The sequence below is a fragment of the Streptomyces sp. NPDC043870 genome (genome assembly GCF_056435785.1).
Genome location: NZ_JBWKDT010000036.1, coordinates 1 through 11,224 on the forward strand (window position 1 = coordinate 1; position 11,224 = coordinate 11,224).

Sequence of the window (11,224 nt, forward strand, 5' to 3'; positions counted from 1 at the left end):
ATCCGGTCCGACAACCGCTCACCCGACGACTTCACCTGTCCAGGCCTTGGCACACCACACCCAACGACCCACCCCCAACAAAGTCACCGGTATTGGGGCTAGGCCGTGTTTGAGAACTCCCGCCTGGCCCGCGACGCCTGGCACGCACCCTCGCTGCGTTGTCGGACTCATCCAAGTACGTCCAGTACGAGGACGATCCTCCGCCTTGCGATCGCACGCACCAGACGCCGCGAGCCCCGCCCTGCGGGCGGACGGCGCTACTTTCGCAACACGCCCTAGTTCTCAAACACGGCCTAGGCCCTGTCCGGGCGCTCTTCGAGGAACAGGCCGCGGCGTCAGATGCATGGGGTCTCCCCAGGCCCGGAGGGCCGAGGGGACGCATCGCCAGGCGACCGATCGCCCTTCATTCAGCCCGATTTGAGCGTTTCCCGCATGCGTCGGCGATCCGACCGATCCCCACTCCTGCCGGCCAGGGCGCTCTCCCCCCCACACGCGGCCATCCGTCGAGTCGGGCGTCTCGTCAGACGCCCGAGGCCGACTTCGGCCGGCTCCGACACCCCAAGGACCTGAACGACTCCATGAGCTGCCACATAACCATCCTCCGGCGCCGCCTGCCCGTCTGGCTGATACCGCTGCTGTGGACCCTCGCTCTGGGCCTGTGGGGGCTGTCCCGGCAACACAGCGTGTGGCGGGACGAAGCCGCAACCTGGCAGGTGGCCCGGCGGTCCGTCGCCGACATCTGGCACATGCTGGGGGAGGTCGATGCCGTGCACGGCCTCTACTACCTGCTCATGCACGGGCTCTTCGAATGCTTCGGGCCCAGCACCACGACCCTGCGCCTGCCCTCCGTGCTGGCCATGGCGGTGGCGGCGGCGTGTGTGACGGTCATCGGCCACCGGCTGGCCGGTGTCTGGGCGGGCCTGGGAGGAGGGCTGGCGTTCGGGCTGCTTCCGGCCGTGCAGTTCTACCTCCAGGAGGGACGCCCGTACGCCCTGGTCGCGGCAGGAGCCGGCATCTCCACACTGCTGCTGGTCACCGCGTTGCGGGGACGCGACCGGAACGCACACTGGGCGGCGTACGGCGGCACGGTCCTGCTGTGCGCGCTGCTCAACTGGCTGTCACTGCTGATACTGCCCGCGCACGTGGCGACCCTGGCCTGGACGAAAGCCGGGCGCGGGACGTGGATCCGCTGGGCGGCGGCCGCAACGGCCGCCGTGGCAGCCGCCCTGCCGTTGATCCTGTTCACCCGGACCCAGTCCGGGCAAGTGTCCTGGATCCCGCCGCTGACCTGGCACATGCTGATCGGCCCGGCGATCCTGCTGGCCATCGGCACTCTCGGGGCCCTGCTGGACCGGCCACGGGCAGGCCGACTGTCGCTGGCAGCCGTTGCTCTGCCCTTGCTGGCCGTGCCGCAGATCGGCCTGATCGGCCTCTCCTTGGCCAAGCCACTCTTCCTGGACCGCTATGTCCTGTTCAGCATGCTGGGCCTGGCTCTGCTGATCGGCGCAGCACTGGGTGCGGTGGCACGGATGACCGAGCCGCGGTTCCCCCGAGTGTCACGATGGCTGGTCCCGGCCGTGGTAGCCGTGGCGGTGATCGCACTGTTGCCGCAATCGCTGGCCAAACGGTCCCCGGCCAGCCGCGTGGACGACGTCCTGGCGGTAGCGGCGGACGTGCGACAGCTCAAGAAGGACGGCGACGCGGTGGTCTTCATTCCGGCGGCCCGGCGCGATACCGCGCTGGTTTCCCCCGCCGCGTTCGCCGGTCTGCAGGACATCGCGCTGGCGGAGAGTCCTGTGGCGTCCGGGACGCTGAAGGGTGAGGAGGCGAGTCCGGAGCGCATACGGACCGCGATGCTGGCGCAGCGGCGGATCATGCTGATCACCGATACGCCTGAGGTGGCCCGGCCGGTGTCAGCGAAGAGGGACAAGGAGAAGACCGCCGTGCTGAAGAAGTGCTTCACAGTGGTGGCGGACGAGCAGGTCCGCGGGCGGCGGGTGACGGTGTACGAGCGGCTCCGACCAGCCCGGTAGGGCATCGAGCGGTACCGCCGCAGGAAAGCCCGAGGGGCCCGGACCGATTCGTGATTCGGTCCGGGCCCCTCGGGCAAAACGTACAAGGACGAGCTACGGCAACTGCGTCGTCCGCGCCTCGCGGCGGTTGTCACGGAAGTTGTTCACCCGTCGCGCCGTGGCGAACATCGGGATCACCGCGCCGAGCACGAGCTGCAGCGCGCAACCCGTCTGAAGCAGCAGCTGCCCACCCGGAGCATCAAAGGCCCAGGCCGCCAGCAGCCCTATGCTCAGCACGATCCACGACAGCATCGCGACGGCCAGCCGTCCCCGCGGCTTCGGGTACTCGACCCGGCTCACCATCAGCCACGCGGTACCGACGACCGCCAGCAGTGTCGCCTCGAACGGCAGCTCGAGCAGCACGATCGAGACGACCGTGAGCGCACCGAACGGCGAGGGCATGCCCTGGAACGTGCCGTCCTTCACGGTGACGCACGAGAAGCGGGCAAGCCGCAGCACCACCGCCAACAGCACAACGATCGCGCCCACCGCCGCGACCCGCTCATGCGCGTCCCTCGCGACCATGCCGTACACGAGCACGAAGTACGCGGGCGCCAGACCGAAGCTGATCAGATCGGAGAGATTGTCCAGCTCCGCGCCCATCGGCGACGACCGCAGCTTGCGGGCGACGAGGCCGTCGAACAGGTCGAAGACAGCCGCGCACAACATCAGGATCACGGCCGTGGCCGCGCTGTTGCGGGCCATGCCCGACTCGTCACCCGTGAGGTGCGGGATGAGGATCCCGGTGGTGGTGAAGTACACCGCCATGAAGCCACACGTCGCGTTACCGAGAGTGAGGGTGTCCGCTATCGACAGCCGCAGAGAAAGAGGCATCTCCTCGGCTTCGTCCGCGGACCCGGACTCGGCCTCAGCGGCCCAGCCGGCCTGTGTCTCGGGATCAATCACGGTCAATGCGAGTCACCCCCGCGGTCGTGGCCTGGCCGACCTCGACGGCGACATCGACACCAGCCGGAAGGTAGATGTCGACCCGGGAGCCGAAGCGGATCAGGCCGATGCGCTCGCCCTGCTCGACCTTGGTGCCCTGCGGGATGTAGGGAACGATGCGGCGCGCCACGGCGCCGGCGATCTGGACCATCTCGATGTCACCGAGCTCGGTGTCGAAGTGCCAGACAACGCGCTCGTTGTTCTCGCTCTCCTTGTTGAACGCCGGAACGAAACCGCCGGGCACGTGCTCGACGGAGGTCACCGTGCCCGCGAGCGGGGCGCGGTTGACGTGGACATTCAGCGGGCTCATGAAGATGGCGACGCGGGTGCGCCCGTCCTTCCACGGCATGATGCTCTGCACCACACCGTCGGCCGGGGAGATGACCCGGCCCTGGGCGATCTCGCGCTCGGGGTCGCGGAAGAACCACAGCATGCCCGCCGCGAGCGCGGTGGTGGGCACGGCGATGGCCGCGGCACGCCTCGACCGGCGAGAGCGCGCCAGACTGAGCGCTGCGGTCGCGACGGTCGGGAGAAGCCACGGCGATGCTCCGCGCGCGAGGCGTACGCCGGCGAGGCTGTCGCGATGTGCAGAGGTTTGGCTGTGGGGCATGGATGACCTTCGTAGCGGATGATGCCGCGCTGGCAACAGGGGGACGGCGGCTTTCCGGCGATGCTATCGGTTGCGGGGCGCAACTGGGCAAGCCAGAGGCTGAGTCGACGGCCGGAAGACGATAACAGGGTGTGATCTTCTTCGCGGCCGAATCGACTCAAAAGTGATAATCAGCCCTGGAACCGGTATTCCTCGAGGAGTCGACGGCCAATGATCATTTTCTGGATCTCGGCGGTACCTTCACCGATCAGCAGCATCGGAGCCTCACGGTAGAGGCGCTCGATCTCGTACTCCTTGGAGAAGCCGTAGCCGCCATGGATCCGGAAGGCGTCCTCGACGACTTCCTTGCAGTACTCGGAGGCGAGGTACTTCGCCATCCCTGCCTCCAGGTCGTTTCGTTCCCCGGAGTCCTTTTTGCGTGCCGCGTTGACCATCATGGCATGAGCGGCCTCGACCTTGGTAGCCATCTCGGCCAGCTTGAACTGGATCGCCTGGTGCTGGGCGATCGGCTTTCCGAAAGTGTGACGCTGCTGGGCATAGGAGACACCCAGCTCGAAGGCACGCTGGGCGACACCGCAGCCACGCGCCGCCACATTGACGCGGCCGACCTCCACGCCGTCCATCATTTGGTAAAACCCTCGGCCGGTGGTGCCGCCGAGGACTCGATTGGCCGGAATGCGCAGTCCGTCCATGATGAGCTCGGTGGTGTCGACCCCCTTGTAGCCCATCTTGTCGATCTTCCCGGGGATGGTGAGGCCGGGGCGGACCTCTCCGAATCCGGGCTCCTTCTCGATCAGGAAGGTGGTCATGGACTTGTGCGGGGCGGTGCCCTCAGGGTGTCCTTCGTCACTTCGCACCAGAACGGCGACCAGAGTCGAGGTGCCGCCGTTCGTCAGCCACATCTTCTGGCCGTTCAGGACGTACTCGTCGCCGTCCTTCACCGCCTTCGACGTGATAGCCGACACGTCCGAGCCGAGCCCCGGCTCGGACATCGAGAACGCGCCGCGCACCTCGCCGGCCGCCATCCGGGGCAGGAAGTAATCCTTCTGCTCCTGGGTGCCGTGCTGCTTCAGCATGTACGCCACGATGAAGTGCGTGTTGATGATGCCCGAGACGGACATCCAGCCGCGGGCGATCTCCTCGACGCACAGCGCGTACGTGAGCAGGGACTCGCCCAGGCCCCCGTACTCCTCCGGAATCATCAGGCCGAAGAGTCCGAGCTCCTTGAGGCCGTCGACGATCTGCTGCGGGTACTCGTCGCGGTGCTCCAGCTCGGTCGCGACCGGGATGATCTCCTTGTCGACGAAATCCCGGACGGTGGCCAGGATCTCCTGCTGGATGTCGGTCAGACCGGCGGTCTGGGCGAGTCGTGCCATGACTACTTCTCCGCCTTCTTCGAGGGCTCGATCAGCTCCGGGCGCCCGGGCTGCTCGCCGCCGCGCTCCTTGATGTACGTCTCGGTGGGGACCATCACCTTGCGGCGGAACACGCAGACGAGCGTGCCGTCCTGCTTGTAGCCCTTGGTCTCGACGTAGACGATCCCGCGGTCGCTCTTCGACTTCGACGGGGTCTTGTCGAGGACGGTCGTCTCGCCGTAGATCGTGTCGCCGTGGAAGGTCGGCGCCACGTGCCGCAGCGACTCGATCTCCAGGTTGGCGATGGCCTTGCCGGAGACGTCCGGCACGGACATGCCGAGCAGCAGCGAGTAGATGTAGTTGCCCACGACGACGTTCTTCCCGAAGTCCGTCGTCTTCTCCGCATAGTTGGTGTCCATGTGGAGGGGGTGGTGGTTCATCGTCAGGAGACAGAAGAGGTGGTCGTCGTACTCGGTGACCGTCTTCCCGGGCCAGTGCTTGTAGACAGCGCCGACCTCGAACTCCTCGTAGGTGCGTCCGAACTGCATGGTGCTCAGGCCTCCGGGGCTTCGAACTTCGAGGTACGGGTCATGCCGGCCGCGCGGCCCTTGCCGGAGATGACCAGGGCCATCTTGCGGCTCGCCTCGTCGATCATCTCGTCGCCGAGCATCGCCGAGCCCTTCTTGCCGCCGGCCTCGGACGTGTAGTACTCGTACGCGTCCAGGATCAGCTCGGCATGGTCGAAGTCCTCCTGGGAGGGCGAGAAGATCTCGTTGGCCGCGGCGACCTGGTCCGGGTGCAGCACCCACTTGCCGTCGAAGCCGAGGGCGGCGGCCCGCTGGGCGACGGCGCGGTAGCCCTCCTGGTTGCGGATCTGCAGGTAGGGGCCGTCGATCGCCTGGAGGTTGTGCGTACGGGCCGCCATCAGGATGCGCATCAGGATGTAGTGGTACGCGTCCGCCGGGTAGCCGGGCGGCTGCTCGCCCACGACCAGCGACTTCATGTTGATGGACGCCATGAAGTCGGCCGGGCCGAAGATGATCGTCTCGACGCGCGGGGAGGCGGCCGCGATCGCGTCGACGTTCACCAGACCCTTGGCGTTCTCGATCTGCGCCTCGATGCCGATCTTGCCGACCTCGAAGCCCATCGTCTTCTCGATCTGGGTCAGCAGGAGGTCCAGCGCCACGACCTGCTCGGCGTCCTGGACCTTCGGCAGCATGATGCAGTCGAGGTTCTGGCCCGCGCCCTCGACGACCGTCACCACGTCCCGGTACGTCCAGTGGGTCGTCCAGTCGTTGACCCGCACGACACGCGTCTTGCCCGTCCAGTCGCCCTCATTGAGGAACTTGACGATGGTGTGCCGGGCCTCGGGCTTGGCCAGCGGCGCGCACGCGTCCTCCAGGTCCAGGAAGACCTGGTCGGCCGGCAGCCCCTGGGCCTTCTCCAGGAAGCGCGGGTTCGAACCGGGGACCGCGAGGCAGGAGCGACGCGGGCGAAGCCGGTTGACGGGGGTGGTCATGCGGGGACCTCCAGAGGGTCGAGCTTGTTCGCTGTACGGATCTCGTCGACGATACGGCCGATGATCTCCGTGATACCGAAGTCCTTCGGGGTGAAGACGGCGGCGACACCCGCGCGCTTCAGTTCGGCGGCGTCGGCGTTCGGGATGATCCCGCCGACGATGACCGGAATGTCGCCGGCACCCGCCTCGCGGAGCCGGTCGAGGACATCCGGCACCAGCTCGGCGTGCGAGCCGGAGAGGATCGACAGGCCCACACAGTGCACGTCCTCCGCGAGCGCGGCGTTGACGATCTGCTCGGGCGTGAGCCGGATGCCCTGGTAGACCACCTCGAAGCCGGCGTCGCGCGCGCGGACCGCGATCTGCTCGGCACCGTTGGAGTGCCCGTCCAGGCCCGGCTTGCCCACGAGCAGCCGCAGCCGGCCGGAGGCCAGCTCGTCGGCGGTACGGGCCACCTTCTCCCGTACGAGAGCCAGCGGGGTGCCCTCCTCGGCGGTCACGGCGACCGGCGCCGACGAGACCCCGGTCGGGGCGCGGAACTCGCCGAAGACGTCCCGCAGCGCCCACGACCACTCGCCGGTGGTGACACCCGCGCGGGCGCACTCGACGGTGGCGGCCATCAGATTGCCGTCGCCGGCGGCCGTGGCCTTCAGCGCGGCCAGGGCGTCCTGGGCGCGGCTCTCGTCGCGGTTGTCGCGCCACTCGTGGAGCTTTGCGACGACCCGCGCCTCGTTCGCCGGGTCCACCGTCATGATCGCGGTGTCGAGGTCCGCGGTGAGCGGGTTCTCCTCGGTGGTCTCGAAGATGTTGACGCCGACGATCTTCTCGTCGCCGGCCTCGATCCTGGCCCGCCGCTCGGCGTGCGAGGACACCAGCTGCGACTTCAGGTAGCCGGACTCGACGGCCGCCATCGCGCCGCCCATCTCCTGGATCCGGGCGATCTCGGCGAGGCACTCCTCGACCAGGGCGTCCACCTTGGCCTCGATGACGTGCGAGCCCGCGAAGATGTCCTCGTACTCCAGCAGATCGCTCTCGTGCGCGAGGACCTGCTGGATACGGAGGGACCACTGCTGGTCCCAGGGCCGGGGCAGGCCCAGGGCCTCGTTCCACGCCGGCAGCTGGACGGCGCGGGCGCGCGCGTCCTTGGACAGCGTCACGGCGAGCATCTCCAGGACGATGCGCTGGACGTTGTTCTCCGGCTGGGCCTCGGTCAGTCCGAGCGAGTTGACCTGGACGCCGTAGCGGAAGCGGCGCTGCTTCTCGTTCTCGATGCCGTACCGCTCGCGCGTCACCTTGTCCCAGATGCGGCCGAAGGCGCGCATCTTGCACATCTCCTCGATGAAGCGGACACCCGCGTTCACGAAGAAGGAGATACGGGCGACGACATCCCCGAACTTCTCCTGCGGCACCTGCCCGGAGTCGCGTACGGCGTCGAGCACGGCTATCGCCGTGGACATCGCGTACGCGATCTCCTGGACGGGCGTGGCCCCGGCCTCCTGCAGGTGGTAGCTGCAGATGTTGATCGGGTTCCACTTGGGGATGTTCGCCACCGTGTAGGTGATCATGTCGGTCGTCAGGCGCAGCGACGGTCCCGGCGGGAAGACGTGCGTCCCGCGCGACAGGTACTCCTTGACGATGTCGTTCTGCGTCGTCCCCTGGAGCCTGGTGATGTCGGCGCCCTGCTCCTCCGCGACCACCTGATAGAGCGCCAGCAGCCACATGGCGGTGGCGTTGATGGTCATCGAGGTGTTCATCTGCTCCAGGGGGATGTCCTGGAACAGCCGGCGCATGTCACCGAGGTGCGAGACCGGGACCCCGACCCGGCCGACCTCGCCGCGGGCGAGGATGTGGTCGGGGTCGTAGCCGGTCTGCGTCGGCAGGTCGAACGCCACCGACAGGCCGGTCTGGCCCTTGGCGAGATTGCGCCGGTACAGCTCGTTGGACGCCTCGGCCGTGGAGTGACCGGCGTACGTGCGCATGAGCCACGGCCGGTCCTTCTGGACCCTCTGACGCTCTGTCATCTAACGGACCTCTGACTCAGATGTTCCGGAAGCGGTTGATGGCGTCGATGTGCTTGGCGCGCATCTCCTCGTCGCGCACACCCAGGCCCTCGCTCGGAGCGAGCGCCAGCACGCCGACCTTGCCCTGGTGCAGGTTGCGGTGCACGTCGTAGGCGGCCTGGCCGGTCTCCTCCAGGGAGTACACCTTGGAGAGAGTCGGGTGGATCTTGCCCTTGGCGATCAGGCGGTTGGCCTCCCACGCCTCGCGGTAGTTCGCGAAGTGCGAGCCGATGATGCGCTTCAGCGACATCCACAGGTAGCGGTTGTCGTACTCGTGCATGTAGCCCGAGGTCGAGGCGCAGGTGGTGATCGTGCCGCCCTTGCGGGTGACGTAGACGCTCGCGCCGAAGGTCTCGCGGCCCGGGTGCTCGAAGACGATGTCGATGTCCTCGCCGCCCGTGAGCTCGCGGATGCGCTTGCCGAAGCGCTTCCACTCCTTGGGGTCCTGGGTCTGCTCGTCCTTCCAGAACTTGTAGCCCTCGGCGTTGCGGTCGATGATCGCCTCGGCGCCCATCGCGCGGCAGATGTCCGCCTTCTGCTCGCTGGAGACGACGCAGATCGGGTTGGCGCCGCCGGCCAGCGCGAACTGGGTGGCGTACGAACCGAGTCCACCGCTCGCGCCCCAGATCAGCACGTTGTCGCCCTGCTTCATGCCGGCGCCGTTGCGGGAGACCAGCTGGCGGTACGCGGTGGAGTTGACCAGACCCGGTGCCGCCGCCTCCTCCCAGCTCAGGTGCTTGGGCTTCGGCATCAGCTGGTTCGACTTGACGAGCGCGATCTCCGCCAGGCCGCCGAAGTTCGTCTCGAAGCCCCAGATCCGCTGCTCGGGGTCGAGCATCGTGTCGTTGTGGCCGTCCGAGGACTCCAGCTCGACGGAGAGGCAGTGCGCGACGACCTCGTCACCCGGGGTCCAGGCGTTGACGCCGGGGCCGGTGCGCAGGACGACGCCCGCCAGGTCGGAGCCGATGACGTGGTACGGCAGGTCGTGGCGCTTGGTGAGCTCGGAGAGCCGTCCGTAGCGCTCCAGGAAGCCGAAGGTCGACATCGGCTCGAAGATCGAGGTCCAGACCGAGTTGTAGTTGACCGAGGAGGCCATGACCGCGACCAGCGCCTCACCGGGGCCGAGCTCCGGGACGGGCACGTCGTCGAGGTGGAGGGACTTGCGCGGGTCCTTCTCGCGCGTGGCGAGACCCGAGAACATCTCGGTCTCGTCCTTGTGCACGGTCACCGCACGGTACGACTCGGGGAGGGGCAGTGCGGCGAAGTCGGCGGACGTGGAGTCCGGCGACTGAATCGCGTCCAGGATTTCCTTCACGGTGTTGCCTCCGGCGAAGAGCGTTCGATTCGGGAACGCTGAGGGGAACGTCGGGGAGTGCTGCTTCGGAGGTGCCGTCGGTTCGGCGGGGGTGATGCTGTGGCAGCGCTTTGTCGGCGCGGGAGGTTGCCTGTGACGCAGGCGTCCGGGCGCGCGAGCCGGGAGGCTTGCGGGGACAGCCGGCGTACGACAGTTGTCTGCACGCCGGCCGCCCGGACAACATCAACGTATGGCACCCCGTGCCAAGTCGCAAGACACTGGGTGCCAACAATTTCACTCAGATGCAATCCGGGCGTCACAGATGAGCGATGATCGATCGAAAGTTCGCTGAAAAGCGACAATCGCCGGACGGGCTCAGAATGAGCTCGTCCGGCGATTGAAGGGGAATCGAGGAGAGGGGTCTGGGGCGGAGCCCCCACGCCGGCGGAAGCCGCCCATCGGCACGGCGGAAGGGGCGGGCCGGGACCAGGCCCCCGCGCTACTTCTTCCTCAGCGCCTGCTCGATCGTGCGCATGACCTCCGGCAGGGGCGCGTCCGTGCGGGCCACGGCCACCAGCACCTCGCCGCTCGCGTGCACCTGCGCGGCAGGGCTCCGGTCCGCGCCGGAGCGCCCCGCGCCGATCCCCGTGCCGAACGTGTCGCGGACGATCGCGAAGGCGTGGTCGAGCTGGGCCTCCACATCGCCCTGACCGCCCGCCCGCAGCCAGCGGCGCAGTACGTGGTTGTGGGCGGTGACCACGGCGGACGCCGCCACCTCGGCGAGCAGCGGGTCGTCGTTGCCGTCGTGGTGGTCGCGCTCGTCGAAATGGCCCAGCAGATAGCGGGTGAAGAGCCGCTCGTAGCGGGCCACCGAGGCGATCTCGCGCTCGCGCAGCGTGGGCACCTCGCGGGTGAGGCGGTAACGCTCGACGGAGACCGCCGGCGAAGCCGCGTACATCTTCATGACTTCCTTGATGCCCCGGCACACGGTGTCGAGCGGGTGCTCATGGGCCGGAGCGGCGTTCAGCACCGCCTCGGCCCGTACGAGCGTGTCGTCATGGTCGGGGAAGATGGCCTCTTCCTTGGAGCGGAAGTGCCGGAAGAACGTCCGGCGGGCGACACCGGCCGCCGCGGCGATCTCGTCGACGGTCGTCGCCTCGTACCCCTTGGTCGCGAACAGCTCCATCGCTGCCGCGGCCAGCTCTCGGCGCATCTTGAGCCGCTGAGCTGCGGCGCGACTGCCTGCGGCACTTTCCGGGGCGTCGGTCGTGGCGGAGGTACGGGCCGTCCGTCGGGGAGCGTCAGCGGGCTGGGACATGCCCTGAACGTACTGCATTTGCGCAGGAGACTGTGCCTGCGGGGGCGGGCCGCC

9 protein-coding genes are annotated in these 11,224 nt (G+C 68.0%); 1 reads left to right on the plus strand and 8 read right to left on the minus strand.

Going from position 1 to position 11,224, the window contains the following annotated elements; all coding sequences use genetic code 11:
* Window positions 1–578 precede the first annotated feature (578 nt).
* Window positions 579–2,033, plus strand: coding sequence for a glycosyltransferase family 39 protein (locus AC0699_RS31235; RefSeq protein ID WP_478667158.1), 1,455 nt, complete (start codon window positions 579–581; stop codon window positions 2,031–2,033).
* Between the two features lie 93 nt (window positions 2,034–2,126).
* On the opposite strand, the gene pssA is transcribed toward AC0699_RS31235, so the two are convergent.
* From pssA to AC0699_RS31275, 8 genes are all read right to left on the minus strand, one after another.
* Window positions 2,127–2,984, minus strand: a complete 858-nt coding sequence (gene pssA / locus AC0699_RS31240) for a CDP-diacylglycerol--serine O-phosphatidyltransferase (protein ID WP_478667160.1) — start codon at window positions 2,982–2,984, stop codon at window positions 2,127–2,129.
* Window positions 2,971–3,627 (minus strand): phosphatidylserine decarboxylase, encoded by a 657-nt coding sequence (locus AC0699_RS31245; protein WP_453661477.1) that lies wholly within the window; start codon window positions 3,625–3,627, stop codon window positions 2,971–2,973. Before AC0699_RS31245 ends, pssA begins: the two co-directional genes overlap by 14 nt.
* Before the next feature lie 170 nt (window positions 3,628–3,797).
* Window positions 3,798–5,003, minus strand: a complete 1,206-nt coding sequence (locus AC0699_RS31250) for an acyl-CoA dehydrogenase family protein (protein ID WP_453661478.1) — start codon at window positions 5,001–5,003, stop codon at window positions 3,798–3,800.
* Between the two features lie 2 nt (window positions 5,004–5,005).
* On the minus strand, window positions 5,006–5,530 hold the full coding sequence (locus AC0699_RS31255; RefSeq protein WP_385422837.1) for a MaoC family dehydratase: 525 nt from the start codon (window positions 5,528–5,530) through the stop codon (window positions 5,006–5,008).
* A gap of 5 nt (window positions 5,531–5,535) precedes the next feature.
* Window positions 5,536–6,501: an HpcH/HpaI aldolase/citrate lyase family protein gene (locus AC0699_RS31260; protein WP_478667165.1), complete on the minus strand. Its 966-nt coding sequence runs from the start codon at window positions 6,499–6,501 to the stop codon at window positions 5,536–5,538.
* Window positions 6,498–8,519: a protein meaA gene (locus tag AC0699_RS31265; protein ID WP_478667167.1), complete on the minus strand. Its 2,022-nt coding sequence runs from the start codon at window positions 8,517–8,519 to the stop codon at window positions 6,498–6,500. Before AC0699_RS31265 ends, AC0699_RS31260 begins: the two co-directional genes overlap by 4 nt.
* 16 nt (window positions 8,520–8,535) lie before the next feature.
* Window positions 8,536–9,873 carry a crotonyl-CoA carboxylase/reductase gene (ccrA, locus tag AC0699_RS31270; RefSeq protein ID WP_478667169.1) on the minus strand — a complete coding sequence of 446 codons (1,338 nt, stop codon included), beginning with the start codon at window positions 9,871–9,873 and terminating at the stop codon, window positions 8,536–8,538.
* A gap of 478 nt (window positions 9,874–10,351) precedes the next feature.
* Window positions 10,352–11,170, minus strand: coding sequence for a TetR family transcriptional regulator (locus AC0699_RS31275; protein WP_453661486.1), 819 nt, complete (start codon window positions 11,168–11,170; stop codon window positions 10,352–10,354).
* Window positions 11,171–11,224: the final 54 nt, after the last annotated feature.

Excerpts from the sequence above, each read along its gene's own strand:
- AC0699_RS31235 (WP_478667158.1), top strand. The coding sequence starts at position 579 with ATGAGCTGCCACATAACCATCCTCCGGCGCCGCCTGCCCGTCTGGCTG.
- AC0699_RS31245 (WP_453661477.1), bottom strand. The coding sequence starts at position 3,627 with ATGCCCCACAGCCAAACCTCTGCACATCGCGACAGCCTCGCCGGCGTA.
- AC0699_RS31250 (WP_453661478.1), bottom strand. The coding sequence starts at position 5,003 with ATGGCACGACTCGCCCAGACCGCCGGTCTGACCGACATCCAGCAGGAG.
- AC0699_RS31255 (WP_385422837.1), bottom strand. The coding sequence starts at position 5,530 with ATGCAGTTCGGACGCACCTACGAGGAGTTCGAGGTCGGCGCTGTCTAC.
- AC0699_RS31260 (WP_478667165.1), bottom strand. The coding sequence starts at position 6,501 with ATGACCACCCCCGTCAACCGGCTTCGCCCGCGTCGCTCCTGCCTCGCG.
- AC0699_RS31265 (WP_478667167.1), bottom strand. The coding sequence starts at position 8,519 with ATGACAGAGCGTCAGAGGGTCCAGAAGGACCGGCCGTGGCTCATGCGC.
- AC0699_RS31275 (WP_453661486.1), bottom strand. The coding sequence starts at position 11,170 with ATGTCCCAGCCCGCTGACGCTCCCCGACGGACGGCCCGTACCTCCGCC.